The organism is Natronobacterium gregoryi SP2 (assembly GCF_000230715.2).
GTDB classification, from domain to species: Archaea; Halobacteriota; Halobacteria; order Halobacteriales; family Natrialbaceae; genus Natronobacterium; species Natronobacterium gregoryi.
In genome coordinates, this window is record NC_019792.1 from 123776 (window position 1) to 145128 (window position 21353).

Consider the following 21353-nt stretch of genomic DNA (forward strand, 5'->3'; position numbering starts at 1 on the left):
GCACTCGGCGAGTGGACCACGGAACCGATAAGTGTGTGCGGCGACGGCTGTCGCGTAGCGAATGAGCCGAACGCTTCTCGTCGCCGGGACCGCGAGTCACGTGGGCAAGTCGACCGTCGCGGCCGGATTGTGTCGGTTGCTGGCCGACCGCGGCGTTTCCGTCGCGCCGTTCAAGGCACAGAACATGAGCAACAACGCCCGTGTGGTCGCCCGGCCGAGCGGCGGCGACGGCGACGAGTGGGGCGAGATCGGCGTCTCCCAGTTCGTTCAGGCTCGAGCAGCCCGGACGACGCCGACCACCGACTGCAATCCCGTCTTGCTCAAGCCTCGCGGCGACGGAGAGAGCCAACTCGTCGTCCAGGGAACGGCTCACGATCACGTCCCGGCCGGTGAGTACTACGAGGAGTACTGGGAGTACGCCCGCGAAGCCGCCGCAGAGTCGTATCAGCGACTGTCAGCAGATCACGACGTGGTCGTCGCCGAAGGTGCCGGCAGCATCGCCGAGATCAACCTCCACGATCGGGATCTGGCGAACGTCGAGACGGCCGACTTTACCGACGCCGAGATCGTCCTGCTGGTCGACATCGAACGTGGCGGTGCCTTCGCTAGCCTCTATGGGACCCTCGAGTTGCTCCCGGACTCGGTCCGCGAGCGCGTCGTCGGTGCAATCGTCACTAAGTTCCGCGGGGACCCGTCCCTGCTCGAGCCAGGCATCGAGGAGATCGAGTCACGGACTGGCGTTCCGATTCTGGGCGTGCTCCCGTACGACGATCCTGGGCTGCCGGAAGAGGACAGTCTCTCACTGCCCGACGAGGATGAACGCGGTGTGCTCGGCGACGACGACGGCGTCCCGGCCGACCGCCGCCTTCGGATCGCCGTCCCTCGACTCCCGCGGATCTCGAACGCGACCGACCTCGAGGCGCTTGCGGCCGAACCGGGTGTTTCGGTGGTGTTCGTCCCGCTCGAGGAGGACGATCCGCTCGCTGGCGTCGACGCGGACGCCGTCGTCGTTCCCGGCACGAAGAACACGGTCGACGACCTCCTTGCGCTCCGTGAGTCGGCGTTCGGTGACGCGCTCGCCTCGTTTCCCGGCCCGATCGTCGGCATCTGTGGTGGCTTCCAGCAACTCGGCGAGCGAATCACGAACGCCGCGCTCGAGGGGACGGGATCTGACGACGTCGTCGAGGGGCTAGGGCTGTTGCCGGTCGAGACGCGGTTCGAGCGAGAAAAGCGACTCGAGCGGACGACGGTACCGGTCGACGGGGCGGCGACGCCGCTGTTTGCGGGCGCAAACGGGACGGCTTCGGGGTACGAGATTCACGCCGGTCGGACCCGACTGCTCGAGTCTGCGACCGGTGTGACGCGTCCGCTCGGAGAGACGAGCGTCGCACGTGGCGGGATCGTGGGGACGTATCTCCACGGGCTCTTCGACAACGAGAACGTGCGCGAGGCGTTTCTAGAGAGGGTCGCGGCGTCTGCAAGCGTCGATCGACCCACGAAGAGCGAGTCGGACGAGGCGACTCCGTACGATCGTGCGGCGACGCTGGTTCGAGAACACGTCGACCTCGAGGTGCTGGGGGTCGACGGAGCGGCCTACCCCGACTGCTCACGGTAGGTTCCCAGGAGTTCCTCGAGGATGATACACTCCTGGTCGGTCGGATCGTAGTGGGTGTCGATGTAGCGTTCTGCGGCCTCGTAATCTCCGCGGAGGCCGTGTTTTCGGACCGTAATCACCGAGTCGAGGAAGAAGGTCCCGCCGTCGGTGCCAAGCGCCTTGGCGTGGTCTTCCTCCGAGATGTCGATTTCGGACTTGATCTCGTCGAAGTTGAACGTCTCGACCTCGTGGTCGGGGTTGATGAGAGTGAGGACGTACTCCGCGGAGAACCGATAGAACTCGGACTTGCTCTCGAACATACCGTCGTCGACGAGTTCGTCGATCTCTTCGACGATCTCGTCGGGGTATCTGACGGTATCTTTCGCCATACTGGCTTTCTCCTCGTTACTACCGTATTACTGTTTCGTCGATTTATATGTACGGGTCGCTTCCCGCTAGCCATCCGAGAGCGGTGGCCGCCCTCGATCGTTCGCAGTGCCGACGATCGCAACTACCTACAAATTTATTATTTATCGTGTCTAACTGTGGGCTGCAATGGCAGACGAATCCGAAATCCGCGACCAGATGATCGACGCGTTCGAAGAAGCCGACTACCCGATTTCGAGTCCGATGGACCTCGTGCCGGCGCTGCCGAACGGACCCGGAACGACGTTCGAGGACGGCGATTTCTCGATAACAGCGATGGAACTGAACACGAAGACATCCGGCGGCGACTTCCCGTACGACGACGTCGAAACGTTCGTCGACGACGTCCTCGAGGACCTCAAAGAACAGGGCGAACTGTAAGACGGCAGATAGTGCGACGGGTTCGAAGTCGCCCCGTCGTGCAGTCGGTATTTCGGCCGACCAGAGTTGGCTCTATCCTGCCGAACCGTCGGCAAACGGTTTACACGGGATATCGAAGGGGCTGTTGTACGCGATGGCGGTGCAACCCAAAAGCGGTTCGCGCTTGCACCGAGACGGTGGTACCGAGTTCACGTCAGTCTCGCGCTCCCGGGTTTCGATCGGGGTAGGCATCACCACTAAACTCTTGGTCGACGACGTTTTCTGATGAAAGACAGACGTAACCGGGCGCGCTAACCAGAGATGACACGGGACCAGGACGGGGCCGAGACAGAGACGATCGTCGTCGCCACAGCCAGCCACGGGAACAGACGGGGCGTCTACGAGCGATTACAAGAGACAACCGATCTCGTAGTTCGGACCGTCGAAACACCCGCCCTCAGGACGGACGACGAAGCAGTCTCCGCCCGCAAACCACCGACTGCCAACGAACCGATCGGTGGCGTCGATCCACCGAACCTGCGTGGTCTCGTCGTCGAACTCGAGCAGCCACGTCCGGACGCACTCGAGTCGTTCCTCGATCGTCTTCAGACCGAACTCGACGAGCACGTGCCGACTGTCGTCGCTCCCTGGAACGGCAGCGAGGAACTCGCTGCAGCGGCGGTTCGTGCAGATGCCGACGACTACGTGCCGCTCGAACGCGAGGACGATGCTGTCGGCCGAATTCTCGAGGCGATCGAGTCACGATCGCGCGGATACCTCTCCGAGTCGGAATACCATCGCATCATCGCCGACGAGCTCCCTGACGAGGCGTTTCTTATCGACGAAGACGGCGTTTACCTCGAGACGAAGATGAGTCCCGACTACGTCTCACTGTATACGACGTCGCCGGAAGAGTTGACCGGCAGTCAGCTAACTGATGCGTTTCCGGAGGGGATCGCCGACAGACTGCAGCGGTGTCTCGACCGAGCGATCAGTACGGGCGAAATTCAGACTATCGAGTACAGTGCGCCGACGGTCGAGGGAGCGCTGCGGTTCGAAGCTCGCGTTGTTCCGATTCACGAGCGAATCGGCGGTAAACGCGCGGTCGTCTGGCTGGCCAGAGACATCACGGAACGGGCACGGCGCGAGCAGCAACTCCGCTCTCGGCGAGCCGATCTCGAGCGAATAAACCGGATCAACGCCGTCGTCAGACAGGTGATCGAGACGCTCGTCGAAGCGCCGACGCGAGAGGTGATCGAACGGGAGGTCTGTGAACAGCTCGTCGACTCGGAGCTGTACTGTGCCTCTTGGGTCGTCGAACGAGCAGGAGACGACGACTACGCGTATCGAACGGGGGCGAGTGAGAGCGACACTTCCCTCGAGCGAGTCCTTGGTGTCGACGTCGACCGCGAGGACCCACTCGAGCGCGCCGCGAAAACTGGTGAGATTCAGGCGACGAATCACATTCTCGAGAGCAACGACCTCCCCGAGCCACTGGAGGAGGCGGCTCGCGAGGAGGAGATCCGGGCGGGAATCTGCGTGCCGATCGTCTACGAGGACGTGACCTACGGCGTGCTTTCGGTACTCGCCCGTCGGGAAGATGCCTTCAGCGGGAGCGAGCAGGCCAGTTTCGAACTGCTCGGCGAGACGATGGGGTTTGCGATCATGGCCCTCAAGAACCGCCAACTGTTGCTTTCTGACTCCGTCGTCGAACTCGAGTTTCGAATCGACGGCGGAGACTCGTTCTCGTTCGATATCTCGGAGCGGTACGACTGTACGACCTCCCTCGAGTGGGCGGGAACCGGTACTGATGGGCGGACCTACCAGTTTGTGACGATCGACGGCCTTGACGGCGAGACGGCACTCGAGGAGGCGGAGAGTCACGACTCGATCGAGGAGTGTCGTCTCATCTACGGCGGCGACGAGACGTGTACGCTCGAGATGCGGTTGACGGAGTCCGGCGTCCGGACGCTCGCGAACCACGGGGCGACGATTCGTGACGTCACTGTCGAGAGTGGGGTCGGAACCTGTCTCGTCGAGATTCCACGGAACGGCGATGTCCGCGAGGTCGCCGAAGCGCTCTCTTTTGTCTACGAGAACACGGAACTGGCCGCCCGACGCGAGATCGATCGGCCCGTTCGGACCGCGGCTGAACGGCGCGACCGCATCCTCGACGAACTCACGGAGCGGCAGTTGACGACGCTGCGACTCGCCTACTACGGTGGCTTCTTCGACTGGCCTCGAGAGAGCACCGGCGAAGAGATTGCGGAGATGATGGACGTGTCGCCACCGACGATGCACCAGCACCTCCGGAAGGCACTCAAGACCGTCCTCGGAGAGTTCTTCACAGAGAGCGGTCGGTCCCTGGACGACTCGGCGTAGTCGAACCTGCGACCACAAAAACGACGGCCCGGGTCGCGAGGGGTGGTAGGTGGTAGGTTTCGAATGGCTGCCCCCGCACCGGCTGGCCTTCCCGCTGGAAGGCATCGGCCGTACGACTTCGAGACTGATAACCTTATCCGATGGCTTGACTCGTCGTAAAATACGGGCAGTGACAGGGGTCGGTGGCTCACGCGGATCGATCTTCGTCGTCTCGTTCGAGCGTCGCCACGAGTTGCTCCTCGAGTAGTCCTGCTTCGATCAGGTCGACGACGCGCCCGATATCGTCGTGGAGCGGTCGATCGCCGGTCTCTGAAAGCGGCGGGACGACATCGCGAACGAGGTCGCATACGGCCTCCGTCCCGCTGCCAAGCGTGAGTGGTCCGGGTTCGATGTCGGACGCTGTGTCGACGTACTCGGCGGCTTCAGCCCCACAGCAGAGTTCGGCGGCGACGACCCAGGTCGCGTTCTCGAGAGCCGTCTGGACCTGAAGTGCCGACTGGGCGCTCATACTGACGTGGTCTTCTTGCCCGCCGCTTACGGGGACGTTGTCCGTCGACGCAGCCCCGAGCGCCCGAATCTCGTTGAGAAGCGAAGCGGCAGTGTACTGGGCGATCATGTAGCCCGACTCGACGCCGCTATCGACCGCCAGAAACGGTGGCAGGTGTGGCTCCTGAATGTTCGGGTTCAGCATCCGGTCGATCCGCCGTTCGGAGATCGCTGCGAGGTCAGCGAGCGCGAGCCTGACGTACTCGAGTCGCAGGGCAAGCGGCGCGCCGTGGAAGTTTCCCCCCGAGAGCACGGCGGCGTTGTCGGTCCCAGATGCCCGTTCGTCGACGCGATCCGCGGCGAACACGAGCGGGTTGTCGGTCGCGCTGTTGAGTTCGATCTCGACGCCCTCTCGGAGATGTGCCACTGCGTCACGCACTGCGCCGTGAACCTGCGGGAGACAGCGCAGCGAGTAGGCGTCCTGGACCCGATCGCAGTTGCGGTGTGCCTCGACGACCTCGCTGTCGGCCGTGAGACGGCGAACGAAGGCGGCGCTCTCCTGTTGGCCAGTGTGGGGACGAACGTCGTGGATCGCCGAATCGGCCGTCGCCGTCGTGGCGAGTGTCGTCTCGGTCGTCAGTGCGCCCGCGGCGTCGGCCGCACGGACGAGTCGTTCAGCGTCGACGACCGCAAGCGAGGCCAGCCCGACTGTCAGCTGGGTACCGTTGATGAGCGCCAGCCCCTCTTTCGGGGCGAGAGAAAGCGGCTCGAGGCCGATCTCGGCCAGGGCCTCGTCGCCGGACAGCCGCCGTTCCTGAGCGTCCGTCTCGACGATGGCTTCGCCTTCGCCGACCAGTACGAGCGCCATGTGGGCAAGCGGTGCGAGGTCGCCGCTGGCACCGAGGCTTCCACGAGACTTGACGACGGGATGGACGCCCTCGTTACAGCACCCGACCAGGTGGTCGATCACGGCCTCGCGGACTCCCGAGTAGCCCGTGACCAGAGCGTTGATCCGGGCGACCATCGTTGCCCGGACTGCTTCGCGGGCGAGTTCCCGGCCCGCGCCGGTCGCGTGACTGCACAGGAGGTTGTGCTGGAGTCGCTGCAGATCTTCAGGCGGGATTCGCTCGTCGACGAGTTCCCCGAAGCCGGTGTTGATCCCGTAGACGGGCTCTTCGCTCTCCAGGACTCGCTCGACGCGCTGGCGTGACTCCCGGACGCGTTCTCGGGCGGAGTCGGGCACCGTGACCGGCACGTCTTCTCGAGCGACCGTGACGACGTCTTCGGGGGTCAGGGACTCGCCGTCGAGGGAGACGGTCACGTACCCACCACCTCGCCGTCTTTCACTACTGTCTCGGCGGCCGACGTGTCGAACCGGTAGGCGAGGTGTGCATACGACGGTGCCTCGAGCACGACGGCGTCGGCCGGCGCGCCGACCTCGAGCGTCCCGGTCCCGTCCTCGCGCTCGAGTGCCCGCGCCGCACCGCTCGTGGCTGCCCGGAGCGCCTCTGCGGGGGTGAGTCCCATCTCGACGCAGGACAGCGTCTGGGCGAACGCCATGCTCCGGGCGTGGCAGTTGGGGTTGAAGTCGGTCGCAATCGCGAGCGGGCCACCGGCCTCGAGGATGGCCTGCGCGTCGGCGTACTCCTCCCCGAGGCCGAACGCGGTGCCAGGCAGCAAGACGGGGACGACGCCGGCTGCGAGCAGCGCCTCGACGTCCGCGTCGGTCGCACACAGGAGGTGGTCGGCGCTCGCCGCCTCGAGGTCGGCGGCCAGTTGCGAGCCACCCAGCCGTGTGAACTCCTCGGCGTGGACCTTCGGGATGAGTCCGGCTTCGCGACCGGCCTCGAGGACGCGACGCGACTGGGAAACGTCGAAGACGCCCTCCTCACAGAAGACGTCACAGAACTCGGCGATTCCCTGTGACTCGACTGCGGGCAGTTGCTCGTCGACGACGTGGTCGACGTACTCGTCGGTCGAGACGCCGTCGGGGACTGCGTGGGCACCCAGAAACGTCGGCACGAGGTCGACCGGGTGGTGTTCGTTCGCCCGCTCGACGACCTCGAGCAGCCGTAACTCGGTCTCGGCGTCGAGCCCGTACCCCGACTTGACCTCGACGGTCGTCGTCCCGCCTGCGAGCATGACGTCGAGGTGTGAACACAGGTTCTCGAGGAGCTGGTCGGCACTTGCTTTGCGGGTTGCCTCGACGGTTCGGAGGATGCCGCCGCCCCCCTCCAGGATCTCTTGGTAGCTTTTCCCCCGGAGTCTGGCCTCGAACTCGTCCGAACGGTCGCCCGCAAACACCGCGTGGGTGTGGGGGTCGACGAACCCCGGAACGACGGCGCTCCCGTCGGCGTCGATCGCCACCTCGGCGTTCTCCGGCGGGTACTCGCGGGTGACCTCGTCCGTGTCGCCGACTGCGACGACCTCGCCGTCGACCGCGGCGACGGCGGCGTCCTCGCGGACCTCGAGCGGGTCGTCGTCTCCGGGGCCGACGACGAGTTCGCTCGCGTCGTAGACGACGCAGATTCGTTTCGGCGTCATCGTCTCCCCTCGAGATAGCCCGCGAGGAAGTGTGCGACGGCTCTTGCGGAGGCGTCGACGGTCAGGGTTCCGCGATCGAGCCCCGGCGCACACTCGACGACCTCGAAGCCAGCGATCCGGTCGTCGCCTGCGACGAACCGCAAGAGCCGGTACAGTTCTCGAGTCGTGATCCCGCCCGGCGTCGGCGCGCTTACGCCCGGTGCGGCGGCTGCGTCGAGGACGTCACAGTCGACGCTGACGTAGACGTGATCGACGTCGGCCATCGCCTCGAGCGCGCGGCCAGCCGCGGCGACGGTGTCCTCGCCGACCTCTTCCGCGGTGACGAGTTCGCCGCGGCGGTCGCGGACGAAGTCGTGGTAAGTCGACGACGTCTCGAAGTGTCGCGCCCCGACGCAGGCGTAGCGGTCGAGACCGTCCTCGAACAGTTGCCGGTACGGCGTCCCGCTCGAGGGGCCGTCGACGGGTTCACGGACGTCGAGGTGGGCGTCGACGTTGATCACGCCCACCGACTCCTCGCGGGCGAGCGGCGCGACGTTCGGATAGGAAAGCGAGTTGTCGCCGCCGAGGAAGACCGGGAGCGCCTCGAGGTCGTGGACGCGTGCCGTCGCCTCGACGAGGCGAGATTGGACTGCTTCGACGGGCCGGTCATCGTCGTTTTCGAGCCAGTCGACGAGCGTGCGAACGTCGCCCAGATCAGCCACCGAACCGACGGGGCCGCCGTCGAAGTGGTGGGTCTTGACGCGCGCGAGCGACCGCCTGATCTCGACTGGACCGTCGCGGGCACCGGGACGGCCGACCACCGCCCCGTCGTACGGTTCGCCGACGAGGACGACCGCGGCGTCTCTCTCGAGTTCGAAGCCGTCTTCGTCGGCCGGATCGACGATTCCCGCCGGTTCGACGACGTGGCCGAACAGGTCGTCGTTCGGGTCGTCGGCAGTCGCGACCGCCGACCAGCCGCCGGTCGACTCCCACTCCGGGTTGGCAGCAAACGTTGCAGCCGGTGTATCGGTCTCGCTGTCGGATTCCTCCTCGCTCATTACTCGAGATCCTCCATCGGTACGTGGACGTTCGACTCCTGGGCTTCTGAAAGTGCGTCTTCGTAGCCCGCGTCGGCGTGGCGGATCACGCCTGTCCCGGGATCGGTCGTGAACACCCGTCTGGCCTTCTCCGCGGCGAGGTCGGTGCCGTCGAGGACGACGTGGTTGTTCGCGTGGACGGCGTTGCCGATGCCGACGCCACCGCCGTCGTGGACGCTGACGATATCCGCACCGGCCGCACAGTTTAGCAGCGCGTTCAGGAGTGGCCAATCGGCGACCGCGTCCGTCCCGTCTTGCATGGCCTCTGTCTCGCGGTTCGGACTCGCGACCGACCCCGCATCGAGGTGGTCGCGGGTGACGACGATCGGGGCCGAAATCTCGCCCTCGGCGACGAGTTCGTTGATTCGCAAGGCAAAGCGAGCGCGTTCGGTGAGCGCCTCGTCGCCCTCGCCTTCCGTGTTGTAGCCGAGCCAACAGACCCGGCTCGGGAGCCCCTGAAACTGGACTTTGTCCTGGGCGAGTTCGATCCACCGGCGGAGGTGGTCCTTTTCGGGGAACAACTCGAGGACGGCCTCGTCGGTCCGGTGGATGTCCGCCGGATCGCCCGAAAGCGCGAGCCAGCGGAACGGCCCTTTCCCGCGACAGAACTGCGGGCGGATGTAGGCGGGGACGAACCCGGGAAAGTCGAACGCGTCGTCGTGGTCGCAGTGCTCTTCGACCTGTCCACGGAGGTTGTTCCCGTACTCGAAGGCGATCGCACCTCGGTCCTGTAGCTCGAGGATGGCGTCGACGTGTCGCTCCATCGTCTCGAGGCTTTCCTCGCGGTACGTTTCGGGATCGTTCTCCCGGAGTTCGTCGGCCGCCTCGACCGTGTAGCCTGCAGGATAGTACCCTTCGAGCGCGTCGTGGGCGCTGGTCTGGTCGGTGACGACGTCTGGAACGAACCCGCGTTCTACGAACCGCTCGTGGAGGGCGGCGGCGTTCGCGTGGACGCCGACGCTGTAGGGTTCGCCCACCTCGGCGGCCTCCCGAGCGCGTTCGATCGCTTCGTCGAGGTCGTCGACTGTCTCCATGCAGTAACCGGTCTCGAGGCGGCGGTCGATCCGTTCTTCGTCGACCTCTGCCGCGATACAGACGCCTTCGTTCATCGTGACCGCGAGCGGCTGCGCGCCGCCCATCCCGCCCAGACCGGCCGTCGCGACGATCCGTCCCGAGAGGTCGCCGTCGAAGTGCTGGCGTGCCAGCTCGGCGAGCGTCTCGAATGTCCCCTGGACGATCCCCTGCGTACCGATGTAGGCCCACGACCCCGCGGTCATCTGGCCGTACATGATCTTCCCCTCGGCCTCGAGTTCGTGGAAGTGCTCCCAGTCGTCCCACTTCCCGACGAGGTTCGAGTTCGCGATCAGTACTCGGGGCGCGCGTTCGTGTGTTCGGAATCGACCGACAGGTTTGCCCGACTGCACGAGAAGCGTCTCGTCCTCGGCAAGTGTCCGCAACTCCTCGAGAATCGCGTCGTAAGCGTCCCACGACCGCGCCGCCCGACCAGTCCCACCGTAGACGACCAGTTCCTCGGGTTTCTCGGCGACCGCCGGATCGAGGTTGTTGTTGAGCAGTCGGAAGGCTGCCTCCTGTCGCCACCCCTCACACTCGCGGTCCGTCCCCGTCGGCGCACCCTGGTACTCGCGCCACTGTTCGCTCGGTTCTCCCAGTCGGCGTTCTCGGGCCGACGACTCCTTGTCTGTCATGCCCAGTACTACCACACGACGGCCCAATACCAGTCCTGTTCCCTTCGGAAAAGGTTTTATAAGCTACGGGTGGCTGTCCGAAGCAGTGTACGAAGCTACGTTCGTCGTCGCCGACTCGAGCGTCTACACCGACCCCACGGAAGACGCCGATTGCCGCGTGGAACTCTGGTGTAACGAACACTCCGACCTGCTGTACGCGACCGGATCGCGACTCGAACCCCTGCTCTCTCGCGTCCGCGACACCGTCGGCATCGAGGAACAGGTCGAGGGTAACGGCGAGGCCGTCGTCATCACGAGTTCGTGTTTCAAAGAGCACGACGAAACCCACGTCGATCGCTACCTCGAGACCCACAACTGCCTGCTCGTGCCGCCGTTGCGGTACGAAGACGGACGGAAGCAGTGTCGAATCCTCGCGCTCGATCCATCCAGTCTGACCGACCTGTACGTCGACCTGCTCGAGGACGACTTCGCGCTCGACGTTCGCAGCAAACGCGAGATCACGATACCGTCACACTCCTCGCCGTTGTCGACGCTCGACGACGCGTTACCGGAACTGACGGACCGGCAACGAGAGGTGCTCTCGCTGGCGGTCGAGCGAGGATACTACGAACTCCCGCGCGAAACGACGACTCGAGAACTGGCCGGTGATTTCGACCTCAGTCGGCGAACAGTGGAAGACCACCTGCGGCGTGCGGAACGAAAACTGCTGACGACGCTCGTCGCGAATCTCTACTGATCAGGGCTCGACGAGTTCCGCGTTCTTCGCTGCCGCTTCGGCACGCTCGAGTAAGTCGTCTGGTTCGTTCTCGAGGAGTCGCTCGAGTCGGGCGTTCGTCTCGACGCGGTCGGGGGCAACGAGATTACAGCCGACGTCGATCGTCGAGTCAGTGAACGTCCCGATCTCCCGTGCCTGCTCGACGATATCGTGTTTGTCACAGCTCAACAGCGGCCGGTGGATCGGCAGCGACGCGACGCGGCTGACGACGCCGATGTTCTGGGCTGTCTGACTCGATTTCTGTCCGATCGCTTCGCCGGTGACGATCCCGTGGGCGTCGACGCGTTCGGCGAGCACTTCCCCAGCCCGGTAGAAGAATCGACGCAGCGAGAGCATCCGCCCGCCTTCCATCTCGGAGACGAGCACATCGACGGTCTCTCCGGCCGGAATCGTGTAGACCTGCATGTCGAAGTTCGGCGCGTAGTCGGCGAGCGTCCGGACCGTCTCCATCGCACGTGCTTCGTGGTCGATTCCACCGTACGCGCCGAGGTCGACGTAAACCGGAACGATCGGACTGCCACGGCGCATCATCTCGTAGGCCGCGACCGGCGAATCGATCCCGCCGCTTATCATCGCAACCGTCTGCTCTTGGGCACCGAGCGGGAGCCCACCCGGACCGGCGACCGACTCGAGGTAGACGAAACTGACGCCCTTCCGAACCTCGACGCCGAACGTGACATCCGGATCGTCGAGATCCACTTCGGGCTCGAACTCGTCTTCGACGGCCTCCCAGATCGCCGTCCCACCCTCGCGTGCGAGGTCCTCGCTATCCCAGGGCAGCGTCTTGTCCGCCCGCCGGGCCTCGACCGCGAACGTTCCACCGTCGTAACACGCACGGGCAGTCTCCTCTAGCACCTCGAGAAGCCGTTCTTTTTCGGTGCTGACGGTGACTGCCGGGCTGGCAGAGACGACACCGAACGTATCGGCCGCGGCCGCAGTTGCCTCGTCGACTCTGTCCTCGTCCGTGTGAATCAGCGGCCGATTCCACCGGCGTTCGATCTCGCCGGGAATCGACCGATCGGAGAGCAACGCCTCGAGGTTCTCGGCGAGTAGCTCCTCCATGTACCGCTTGACGGTGGTCGTCTTCGTGTTGAGATCGCCGTGACGGACGAGGACAGTGTTGGCTCCCGGCGGATGCATAGCCGTGGATAGCTGATTCGAGCTATAAGGAGATTACGAGGACAGGGCCACTCCAGGACTAGCCCGTCGACTCGCGGATCGAGGGATTTATTCGGCCAGTGTGAGCGTACATACCGGTCACCAGGACGAGGCCAGCCAGGAGCGGAAGAACGGCACTGAGCCCGTAGACGAACTCGAAACTGACGACCTCGACCAGCGGCAGGGAGATCAACGGTCCGAGGCCACCCCCGATATCGCCGAGGACGTTGTTCGTCCCCATCGCGCGACCGACACGTTCCTCGGCAGTGAGATCAGCAAGCAGTGCCGTCAGCGGTCCGCCGACACCACCCTGGCCCGCGCCGATCAGGATACACGCGAGCACCAGCACCTCGAAGCGCTGTCCGACCGCGAGCACGACGAATCCCACGAACGACGTGAACAGGAACCCGATCAGCACGGGAACTCGAGCGCCGACCGAGTCGCTGAGGACCCCACCGCCAAGCGTAAACACGGCACCAGTAAGCACAGTCACGGCCATCAGCATCCCCGACGAGCCCTGCGCGTCGAGACCGAAAATCGAGATCGCACGTGTATCGAGCAAGAGCACGAGCGTCGAGAACAGCACGCCGATGTACGCGAAGTAGAGTCCAAAATTGACGAGGCCGACGGTCACTGCGGGAATCGAAATCTCGACATCCCACGGTTTGACCGACTCCTGGCTCCCCTCGACGTGCGTTTCGGGGACGATCAGGTACGCGATGACGCTTGCGAGACCAGCGAAGGCGGCCGCGAGGACGAACGCCGCGCCGTTGCTCCAGACGTCGCTGACGACACCGCCGAGCACTAGCCCCGCCGGGAAACCAAACGTGATGCCCGCCCGAACGATCCCCATGCTCGTCCCGCGGGAGTCAGCCTCGCTGACGTCGGCCGTGATCGTGTAGGCCGTCGCGAAAACCAGGGCACTGCCAAGCCCCCAGAGGACTCGAGCGAGCATGAACCAAAACTCCGGCGGTGGCACGATCAACGCGACGACGTACATCGCAGTCGCGACGCCCTCTATCGCCAGCCCGGCGATAAACGGCTTCCGAGTGCCGATACGATCGACGAGAACGCCTGCCGGCGCGTTCGCCACCAGTCGCGTAAACCGGTTTGCGCTCAAGATGAGTCCGACCATGAACGCGGAGATTCCAAGCACTTCACCGAGGTTCGGCAGGATCGGGAAGATGACGCCACCGCCGAATCCGACGAAGAAGGTACTGGCGACGACTGCGAGAACGACGCGGTTCGATTCGAGTGAGGGAGAGGGAAGATTCACTGACGATCGCTCCGTCTTATTTCGAAACGTAACCCGGTGGAGGACGGGCCGGATATTCGTTCTATCGAAAGCGGCGCGGCGACCCGGTTCGACCACACTGTCGAACTGGGCTCGAGACGTTCACTGGTCCGTCACGATCCGAGAGATGCAACCGAAGTTCAGAACGTCGATAGTTCGCCGTCGATCACGCGACGCGTGATCTCGGTGACATCGGCGAGCTCGCGGTCGACGATCGCTTCCACGTCGGCCTCGACGTCTTCGATAGTTACGCCGTCGTCGGTAACGACGTGGACGTCGGCGACGTGTGGCTGGTCGATCGGTCGACCGATCTGAGAGAGCAGGCGCACGCGCAGGTCGCGAATATCGTCAACCTCGTCTACGACCGACTTGCCGATCTCAGTCGAGAGCAGGTTGTAAATCTTCCCGATGTGGTTGACGGGGTTTTTGCCGCTGGTCGCCTCCATCGACATCGAGCGGTTGGGCGTGATCAGCCCGTTCGCGCGGTTGCCCCGGCCGACGGAGCCGTCGTCGCCCTGCTCGGCGGAGGTGCCGGTGACAGTGAGATAGATCGAACCCTCGTCGTAGTCGTCGGCCGTGTTGACGTAGACGGTTACGTCGCGGTCCGTGTGTTCGCTCGCGACCGCTTCGACGAATTCACGGACCGACTCGACGGCGTCCCTGTAGGCGTCCATGGTGGGAATGTACTCGTCGATCATCGCCGCCGCGACGGTGACATCGATCTCGTCGCCCTCGCGCTTGCCCATGATCTTCACGTCAGGTCCGAGGTACGGGTTTTCGTCCACGAACTCGCCGTTGAGTCGACGTTCAGCCTCGGAGACGATCCGCTCGGTCTCGGTCAAGGGCGCGTGGCCGACGCCGAAACTCGTGTCGTTTGCCATCGGAACCGAGACCTCGTCCTCACCGAAAACGTCTTGCAGGTCGCCACTGCCCTCACCGAGTCTCACGTCGACGACGATGTCCTCGCCGACCTCGAGTTGGGGGATCGTCTCCTCCAGATACTCGCGTGCGGCAGTGAGGGCGATGCGCTCGGTCGGGATGACCTGTCCATCGTAGTGTTTGGTCGCCCGACCGACGATCAGCAGGTAGATCGGATCGACGACTTCGCCGCCGCCAAACGCCGGTACCGCCTCACCGGCGACGAGTTGGGTCTCGTCGGTGTTAAAATGAAGGACCTCGCCAACGCGGTCGAGGTACTCGCGTGCCAACGCGCCAGCGACGCTCTCGGCGATGCCGTCACAGATCGAGTCTGGATGACCGATTCCTTTTCGTTCGACGATTTCGACTTCCTGATCTTCTACTGCCTGCCGGTCGATCGGCTCGACTCGGATGTTCCGCTCAGTCATTGGCGGACGTTTGCGCACGGTGGTTCTATAACTTGCGGAAACCGACGGGCGGTGGAAAATACACTGAAGTAATGTGCCCCGTTCGAAAGTCGCCCGCGTCACGCCCCGAGCAACAGGCCGAGATACGAGGTCTGGATCTGCTCGTCAGGATCGAGATCGAGTTCCGCGAGGACGGCAGCGGCCGCGGTCCGGGCAGACTCGAGATCGCTTTCGCGTTCGACTTCGGTCTCGACTTCGACGTACTCGCCGACCTCGTCGACCCGGTCGAGCGTGACGGTCAGCACGTAGCCGTTCGTGCCGTCGACCGTGAACCGGTCGCGGACCTTCCGGACCGTCGCCGCCGGCTCGAACCCCAGGTTCGTCAGGACGTCGTCCATCTTCTCGTCGTCGCCGACTTCCGTCTCGACCTCCTCACGAGTCTTGGATTCCTCGTCGACGAGCGGCCCCTTGTAAGTGATCCGAGTTTGTCCGTCGCCGTGCTGGTCGACACTCCCGTCAGGAGCCGGCCGCTCCGAGCGAATTCGCAACGCCTCGTCCGTCTCGGGAAACGACCGGTGGGGCGCGTCGTAGTAGGTATCGACCTGAACGACCCCGCCCCGTGGCGTCGCCTCGAGCGCCTCGAGGCGGTCGCGCACCCGCTTTAGATCCGCAGGGACCTTCAATTCGACCTCGTACATACTCGAGGCGACGGGAAGCAGGCGTAAGTATCGGTCGCTCTCGCGGAAAAACGTCGTTCTTAAATGTAGACGGCGGGACGTACAAGGTATGACTGAGGAAGAAGAGGCCGACCTCGAAGCGCAGGCCGATGACGTCGAAGAGAACGAAGACGCCGACGAAGCCGCCACGGAAGGACTTCAGATGGGCGACTTCGTCGAAATCGAGTACACCGCCTACACCGCCGACGGCGACCAGCTGGTCGATACGACCGACCCAGATGTCGCCGAAGAGGAAGGCGTCGACGACCAGGGCCAAGAGTTCAAGCCCCGTACGATCGTTCTCGGTGAAGGCCACATCTTCGAAACCGTCGAAGACGAACTCGTCGGCGGCGAAGCTGGCGACGAAGGGACCGTCACCGTTTCTGCCCAGGAAGCGTTCGGCGAGTACAACCCCGAGAACGTCGAGACTGTCAGCGCCGAAAAGGTCGACGAAGACGACCGCTACCCCGGCGCAAACGTTACAATCGACGGCCGGCAGGGGTACATCAGCACGATCGTCGGCGGACGCGCACGCGTCGACTTCAACCACCCGCTGGCAGGCGAGGACGTCGAGTACGAGTACGAGATTGTCGACGTCGTCGAAGACCGCGAACAGCAAGCTGCCGGCCTATTCGAGATGATGCTCGGCATGGAACCCGAACTCTGGATCGAGACCGACGAGGTCGAAGAAGAGGTTCCCGTCGAGCCCGACACAGACGAGGAAGACGAAGACGACGAACCCGCCGAACCCGAATTCGAGACCGAAGTCGTCGAGAAAGAGACACTCTACCTCGAGGCGACACCCCAGATGACGATGAACCAGCAGTGGATGATGGGCAAACAGCAGATCGGCCAGCAAGTCATCGACCAGATCGGCGTCGATCGCGTCATCGTCCAGGAAGTCATCGACGGCATGGGCGGCATGGGCATGCCAGGCATGATGGGTGGTGGCATGGGCGGCGGCGACATCGAGGACGCACTCGAGGACGCCGACGTCGACGCCGACGAGATCGTCGAGGAACTCGAAGGCGACGAAGAGTAACGTCCCAGCCGCTCGCTCGCGTTTTTCGGTACTGATCCCCGCTCGAGTGGTGGGTCATATCAGGCGACCGTCATCGATTACCGCCATCACTCCACGTTGGAGACGTCGGCCAGTACGCTCGAGCGACGAAATCTGCAGCAAGAACCTGTGAGAGAAGACCCGTACGCCTGCGTGTCGAAGTCTCGTTCACTGGATAGAGTACCCTGCCGCCACGGTAAGCAGGAACACCATGAAAAGCGCAAGCCCCATCATGTACGTGACCGGGCGCGGTTCCTCGATCAGGTGCTGGTAGTAAGCAGCGATCAGCACCGACTTGATTACCGCTAACAGTACGGTTCCCCCCATCGCAGTGGCGTACGCGAAGTCGAACGTGAAGAACACGAACTTGCCCGTACCCAGTACCAGCAGGACGAGGTAAATCAGGGTGTACGTTCGAACGTCAGCCATTGATACCCATTCCGGCGGACTTGTACTTATACCTTCCTCATATGACCCGTCGGTTCGGTGTCGGCGATGCAGTGAGTCTCGCATCTCGACCAGCAAAAACGAGCGGGAGAAGCCGAATCTTCGCGGGCGAGGAGTCTCGGCCTCCTGCTCGTGTGTTCTCTCGCCACAGTCGCGCTCGGCCTTCCTACCAGCGGCGCTGTGACCGATTCTGTCGACGGCGCAGACGCCGAAAACGCGACGCTGATCCAGTCGAAACCGACAGCACGAAATCGACGTAGCCGCCGAAGTAGCCGATACGACAAGAACTGTCGGCCCGCCGCTCTACATCAGGTAGAACAGCGGGAACAGGAAGACCCACACGATGTCGACGAAGTGCCAGTAGAGGCCGAAGAACTCTACCGGACGGTGATCCTCGAGGTAGGCGTCGACGCTTACGATCCGATAGATCATGAACACGGCGATGAGAACGCCGAGAATCACGTGCAGTGCGTGTAAGCCAGTCGTGACGAAGTAAACCGAGTGCTCGATACTGGTCCACCAGTACTCGCCGATCGAGAACTTGTAGTTGTACTCGTAGGCCTTGACACCCATGAACGTCAGTGCAAGCAGTAACGTCGCACTCATCGCCCCAAGCAGCCCACGCTTGTTCTGGCGTTCGGCAAACACCAGCGCGAGGATGACCGTGAAACTCGAGGTCAACAGGATGTAGGTGTTGAGCAGCCCCGGCCAGGAGGCGAACGGAATCGTCTCCCAGTTGTGCCAGCCCATGTGCAGGCGCAGGAAGACGAACCCGCCGATGATGGCACCGAAGACCATCACGTCGGAGGCAAGGAACACCCAGACGCCAAGCTTCGTGTTTCCGACGCCGCTAAACGGCCAGCTCTCGGCGACTGCAGGCTGCGGTACGTTGAACTCTTCGAGGCCGAACTTGAACAGCGTGTAGCCAAGAGTCACGACCCCGAGCACGGTCAGTATCGGGTAGACGATGTTCGGTTCGGCAGCGGAGCCGACCAGCGAGTGACCGCGTGCCTCCGCGAACTCGACCATATACGGCGTTATACCGGAGAGACCGAGGAAGAACACGAAGGTCCCGACGCCGATACCGAACGGCCAGATGCTCGCGTGATCGGCGTGTTCCTCTTCGTGGACCTCGGTTGCCTGTGCAACGCCGCCGTCGGTGGCTGCACTCGTGTCGTCGACGAACTCGAGGCGACCGCTGGCGTAACTCGGTCGACCGCCCCAGTTCTCGAGCGGTGGCGGCGAGGGGATCGCCCACTCTGCCGTGCGGGAGTACTCCCATGGATTGTCCGGTGCGTCGGGACCGGAGACCCAACTTTTGGCGAACGTGTAGAACATGATCAGGAACGACGCCCCGAAGACGAAAGCACCGACCGTCGAGAGCCGGTGGAAAAACTGGGCTCCCTCTGCGAAGTGGAAGACGCGGCGTGGCGTCTCCCAGGCGAGGAACTGCGGGAAGTACAGCAGGTTGAAGCCGACGAAGTAGACGGCGAAGTTGAGCTTCCCGAGTGCCTCGGAGTACATCTTGCCGGTGATCTTTGGCCACCAGTAGTAGAGACCGCCGATCAACGCGGTGACGCCGGAAACCATCACGTAGTGGAAGTGAGCGACGACCCAGTAGGTGCCACGGAACTCGTAGTCGAGAACGACGGCGCCGAGGAAGACCCCAGTGATGCCACCGAGGATAAACAGCACGAGCGCCCCCAGCGAGAACAGGAACGGCGTCGTAAACCGTATCCGTCCCTTGACCATGGTGTAGATCAACGCAAAGACCATCAGGTCGAACGGTAACGATATCCCGATGGTCGTCGCCATCATCAGCGTCTTGATTTCCAAGTTGATCGTCGTCAGGAACATGTGGTGCATCCAGACGAGGAACGACTGGAGCGCCACCAGGACCATCGCGATGATAACCCACTTACGACCGACGAGGCGTCTGCCAGTGAACGTCTGGAATACCTCGAACATGATCCCCAGCGCGGGGAAGAAGACGATGTACACCTCCGGATGACCGAAAAACCAGAACAGGTGAGCCCACAACAGACTCGAGCCCTGGTCGGTCGCGAAGTACTGGGTGAGGAAGACGCGGTCGGACAACTGCAACAGCACAGCCGCAAGCAGTGCCGCGAAAGCAAACAGCATCATCCAGACGGTCAGCAGCCACGACCAGGTGAAAAGCGGCATGTTCCAGAGGCCAAGACCCTCTGCTCGCGACCGGTGGATGGTCACGAGGAAGTTCACTGTCCCGATCGTAATCGAGATGACGAACAGAGCCAACGCGAAGATCGTCGCGTTCCCTCCGGTCGTCGCCTGCATCGCGGGTGTGTACGTCGGCACGTTCAGTGGCGCATACATCGTCCACCCACCGGAGAAGGTTCCACCCTGGAAGAACGAGAGCGCGATGAGGATTCCCGAGAACAGGTAGAACCAGTAGCTCAGTGCGTTCAGACGCGGGAATGCGAGGTCGTCGGCACCGATCTGGAGCGGGACGAAGTAGTTCGCGAACCCGGCTGCGAACGGCGAAAGGAACCAAAACACCATCAACAGCCCGTGGGCCGTGACAGCCTGGTTGAACTGGTCGCCGTCGAGCAGTCCAGTTCCACCCATTTCCCACAGGTGAGCGCGGAAAGCAAGCGCCATAACCCCGCCGAACAGCAGGAAAAACAGCGCCGTCGCCAGATACAGAATACCGACGTCTTTGTGATTGGTCGTGACGAGCCAGCGCTTGATCGACGTCATCGGTGGAAGATCACTCATTCGTCGTCACCTCCGTCCTCGGTCGTGTCGTCGTTCGTGTCGTCTGCATCTTCGGTGTCGTTGTCCGGTTCTTCTTCGTCTTCGTCTTCGTCTTCGCCTTCGTCGTCTTCGTCGTCAGCGTCCGGATCTTCGACCGTGTACGTCTCGTCGACCGGTCCGGTGAAACTGACCGTCTCTTCGATCTCCTCGTATTCGTCGTCCTCGAACGTGATCGCCAGATCGTACGGACCACCCTGCTCGATCTCACCGATCGTGATCGATCCGTTCTCGAACTCGTCGTCCGAGTAGGTGACACTGAGATCGTCGTCGAACTCGTCGTTCTCCTGGTGTTCGAGTGCGAGTTCGAAGCCGTCCGTGATTCGTTCCTCGGCTTCGTCTTCGAGAGTAATCGTCATCGTCAACTGCTCGTCGACCCACGCGTCGTACTCGTCTTGTGGCATGACCTCGACGGGCGAATCCATATCACTGTGTCCGGGACCACACAGCTCGAAGCACTCGGCCGTGTAGGTGCCGGGCTCTTCGGCGACGAACCAGGTTTCGGAGTGTTCACCTGGCTTTGCGTCGGCTTTCACCCGGAGATCGGATATCCCAAACGTATGCCAGACGTCCGTCGCGGTCACGTCGATCATGATCGGTGTGTCAGCCGGAATCACCATTCCGTCACCGCTACCGACCGACGACGTCTCGAGACCGTTCTCGTAGTAGTAGTTCCAGTCGAACGCGAACCCCTCGATTTCGATTTCGAGTGCGTCGTCGTTTGGATTATCGAGACCTGGGTCCTCGACGTACAGCAACATCCCGTAGGTCCAGACGACCAGCGAGATGACAATGATGGCACTCAAGCCGAACGACAGGAACAGTTTCTTTCCACCCTTTCCGCCAGTCGGTAGTTCCCCGACGGATGGGAGGTCTTCCTCGGCGTCGTCACGCTCCTCCGTATCGCGGTACTTGTACGCGTTGTACAGCGTGTACGCGATGACGACGATTCCGACGAGCGTCCCGAGTCCGAGAAATACGAGGAAGATATTCTCGAACACGTCGACGCGAGTCCCGTGCGGAAGCACCTCCATCGGGGCCGTTAGTGCACTGTAAATCGTGTTCACCTCTTTTGAAGACCGTCTATATGATGGATTCTCCTCTCTCGGGGCACTTATCTATTTGGAAAGCACACAGACACCACGCACCGCCGGCCGCCGATAAAACGCAGTTCACAGACGGCCGACTCCACTGTTTCGTGTCTCTTTCGC

At 63.1% G+C, this 21353-nt stretch carries 17 protein-coding genes; 5 read left to right on the forward strand and 12 right to left on the reverse strand.

Annotated elements, in window-relative coordinates:
- Positions 1–61 precede the first annotated feature (61 nt).
- Positions 62–1615 (forward strand): cobyric acid synthase, encoded by a 1554-nt coding sequence (locus NATGR_RS00580; protein ID WP_005579915.1) that lies wholly within the window; start codon positions 62–64, stop codon positions 1613–1615.
- On the opposite strand, the gene NATGR_RS00585 is transcribed toward NATGR_RS00580, so the two are convergent.
- A complete protein-coding gene (locus tag NATGR_RS00585) occupies positions 1594–1983 on the reverse strand; it encodes a ribbon-helix-helix domain-containing protein (protein ID WP_005579917.1) in 390 nt (129 codons plus the stop codon). The genes NATGR_RS00580 and NATGR_RS00585 overlap by 22 nt on opposite strands.
- Before the next feature lie 166 nt (positions 1984–2149).
- Here NATGR_RS00585 and NATGR_RS00590 point away from each other — a divergent pair, with 166 nt between their 5' ends.
- Complete coding sequence (locus NATGR_RS00590; RefSeq protein WP_005579918.1) at positions 2150–2401, forward strand: MTH865 family protein; 252 nt, start codon at positions 2150–2152, stop codon at positions 2399–2401.
- A 300-nt stretch (positions 2402–2701) separates the two neighbouring features.
- Positions 2702–4762 (forward strand): bacterio-opsin activator domain-containing protein, encoded by a 2061-nt coding sequence (locus tag NATGR_RS00595; RefSeq protein WP_005579919.1) that lies wholly within the window; start codon positions 2702–2704, stop codon positions 4760–4762.
- Between the two features lie 187 nt (positions 4763–4949).
- Here NATGR_RS00595 and hutH read toward each other — a convergent pair whose 3' ends face one another.
- From hutH to hutU, 4 genes are read right to left on the reverse strand one after another with little or no spacing between them, the layout of a single operon-like run.
- Entirely contained in the window at positions 4950–6569 is a 1620-nt protein-coding gene (gene hutH / locus NATGR_RS00600) for a histidine ammonia-lyase (RefSeq protein ID WP_005579920.1), read from the reverse strand.
- Positions 6566–7792, reverse strand: a complete 1227-nt coding sequence (hutI, locus tag NATGR_RS00605; protein ID WP_005579921.1) for an imidazolonepropionase — start codon at positions 7790–7792, stop codon at positions 6566–6568. Before hutI ends, hutH begins: the two co-directional genes overlap by 4 nt.
- Positions 7789–8829 carry a formimidoylglutamase gene (hutG, locus tag NATGR_RS00610; protein ID WP_005579922.1) on the reverse strand — a complete coding sequence of 347 codons (1041 nt, stop codon included), beginning with the start codon at positions 8827–8829 and terminating at the stop codon, positions 7789–7791. Before hutG ends, hutI begins: the two co-directional genes overlap by 4 nt.
- Positions 8829–10574 carry a urocanate hydratase gene (gene hutU, locus NATGR_RS00615; RefSeq protein ID WP_005579923.1) on the reverse strand — a complete coding sequence of 582 codons (1746 nt, stop codon included), beginning with the start codon at positions 10572–10574 and terminating at the stop codon, positions 8829–8831. The genes hutG and hutU overlap by 1 nt, the downstream gene beginning before the upstream one ends.
- Positions 10575–10659: 85 nt before the next feature.
- On the opposite strand from hutU, the gene NATGR_RS00620 reads away from it, so the two are divergent.
- Complete coding sequence (locus tag NATGR_RS00620) at positions 10660–11310, forward strand: helix-turn-helix domain-containing protein (protein ID WP_005579924.1); 651 nt, start codon at positions 10660–10662, stop codon at positions 11308–11310.
- Here NATGR_RS00620 and NATGR_RS00625 read toward each other — a convergent pair whose 3' ends face one another.
- The 4 genes from NATGR_RS00625 to cyaB form a co-directional block, all read right to left on the reverse strand.
- A complete protein-coding gene (locus NATGR_RS00625) occupies positions 11311–12489 on the reverse strand; it encodes a tRNA sulfurtransferase (protein ID WP_005579925.1) in 1179 nt (392 codons plus the stop codon).
- A gap of 58 nt (positions 12490–12547) precedes the next feature.
- Positions 12548–13783, reverse strand: a complete 1236-nt coding sequence (locus NATGR_RS00630; protein ID WP_005579926.1) for an MFS transporter — start codon at positions 13781–13783, stop codon at positions 12548–12550.
- 158 nt (positions 13784–13941) lie between these two features.
- On the reverse strand, positions 13942–15147 hold the full coding sequence (locus tag NATGR_RS00635) for a methionine adenosyltransferase (RefSeq protein WP_005579927.1): 1206 nt from the start codon (positions 15145–15147) through the stop codon (positions 13942–13944).
- A 98-nt stretch (positions 15148–15245) separates the two neighbouring features.
- Positions 15246–15824, reverse strand: coding sequence for a class IV adenylate cyclase (cyaB, locus tag NATGR_RS00640; RefSeq protein ID WP_005579928.1), 579 nt, complete (start codon positions 15822–15824; stop codon positions 15246–15248).
- Positions 15825–15912: 88 nt separating this feature from the next.
- Between cyaB and NATGR_RS00645 the strand changes: the two genes are divergently transcribed.
- Positions 15913–16884 carry an FKBP-type peptidyl-prolyl cis-trans isomerase gene (locus tag NATGR_RS00645; RefSeq protein WP_005579930.1) on the forward strand — a complete coding sequence of 324 codons (972 nt, stop codon included), beginning with the start codon at positions 15913–15915 and terminating at the stop codon, positions 16882–16884.
- 186 nt (positions 16885–17070) lie between these two features.
- Here NATGR_RS00645 and NATGR_RS00650 read toward each other — a convergent pair whose 3' ends face one another.
- The 3 genes from NATGR_RS00650 to coxB all read right to left on the reverse strand — a co-directional run bounded on the left by NATGR_RS00650 (position 17071) and on the right by coxB (position 21176).
- Entirely contained in the window at positions 17071–17331 is a 261-nt protein-coding gene (locus NATGR_RS00650) for a cytochrome C oxidase subunit IV family protein (RefSeq protein WP_005579932.1), read from the reverse strand.
- A 321-nt stretch (positions 17332–17652) separates the two neighbouring features.
- Positions 17653–20106: a cbb3-type cytochrome c oxidase subunit I gene (locus NATGR_RS00655; protein ID WP_005579933.1), complete on the reverse strand. Its 2454-nt coding sequence runs from the start codon at positions 20104–20106 to the stop codon at positions 17653–17655.
- Positions 20103–21176: a cytochrome c oxidase subunit II gene (gene coxB / locus NATGR_RS00660; RefSeq protein WP_005579934.1), complete on the reverse strand. Its 1074-nt coding sequence runs from the start codon at positions 21174–21176 to the stop codon at positions 20103–20105. Before coxB ends, NATGR_RS00655 begins: the two co-directional genes overlap by 4 nt.
- Positions 21177–21353: the final 177 nt, after the last annotated feature.

What these genes read in the sequence shown, in the direction of transcription:
- NATGR_RS00580 (WP_005579915.1), top strand. Translation starts at nt 62, where the DNA reads ATGAGCCGAACGCTTCTCGTCGCCGGGACCGCGAGTCACGTGGGCAAG.
- NATGR_RS00585 (WP_005579917.1), bottom strand. Translation starts at nt 1,983, where the DNA reads ATGGCGAAAGATACCGTCAGATACCCCGACGAGATCGTCGAAGAGATC.
- NATGR_RS00590 (WP_005579918.1), top strand. Translation starts at nt 2,150, where the DNA reads ATGGCAGACGAATCCGAAATCCGCGACCAGATGATCGACGCGTTCGAA.
- NATGR_RS00595 (WP_005579919.1), top strand. Translation starts at nt 2,702, where the DNA reads ATGACACGGGACCAGGACGGGGCCGAGACAGAGACGATCGTCGTCGCC.
- hutI (WP_005579921.1), bottom strand. Translation starts at nt 7,792, where the DNA reads ATGACGCCGAAACGAATCTGCGTCGTCTACGACGCGAGCGAACTCGTC.
- hutG (WP_005579922.1), bottom strand. Translation starts at nt 8,829, where the DNA reads ATGAGCGAGGAGGAATCCGACAGCGAGACCGATACACCGGCTGCAACG.
- hutU (WP_005579923.1), bottom strand. Translation starts at nt 10,574, where the DNA reads ATGACAGACAAGGAGTCGTCGGCCCGAGAACGCCGACTGGGAGAACCG.
- NATGR_RS00625 (WP_005579925.1), bottom strand. Translation starts at nt 12,489, where the DNA reads ATGCATCCGCCGGGAGCCAACACTGTCCTCGTCCGTCACGGCGATCTC.
- NATGR_RS00635 (WP_005579927.1), bottom strand. Translation starts at nt 15,147, where the DNA reads ATGACTGAGCGGAACATCCGAGTCGAGCCGATCGACCGGCAGGCAGTA.
- cyaB (WP_005579928.1), bottom strand. Translation starts at nt 15,824, where the DNA reads ATGTACGAGGTCGAATTGAAGGTCCCTGCGGATCTAAAGCGGGTGCGC.
- NATGR_RS00645 (WP_005579930.1), top strand. Translation starts at nt 15,913, where the DNA reads ATGACTGAGGAAGAAGAGGCCGACCTCGAAGCGCAGGCCGATGACGTC.
- NATGR_RS00650 (WP_005579932.1), bottom strand. Translation starts at nt 17,331, where the DNA reads ATGGCTGACGTTCGAACGTACACCCTGATTTACCTCGTCCTGCTGGTA.
- NATGR_RS00655 (WP_005579933.1), bottom strand. Translation starts at nt 20,106, where the DNA reads ATGAGTGATCTTCCACCGATGACGTCGATCAAGCGCTGGCTCGTCACG.
- coxB (WP_005579934.1), bottom strand. Translation starts at nt 21,176, where the DNA reads ATGGAGGTGCTTCCGCACGGGACTCGCGTCGACGTGTTCGAGAATATC.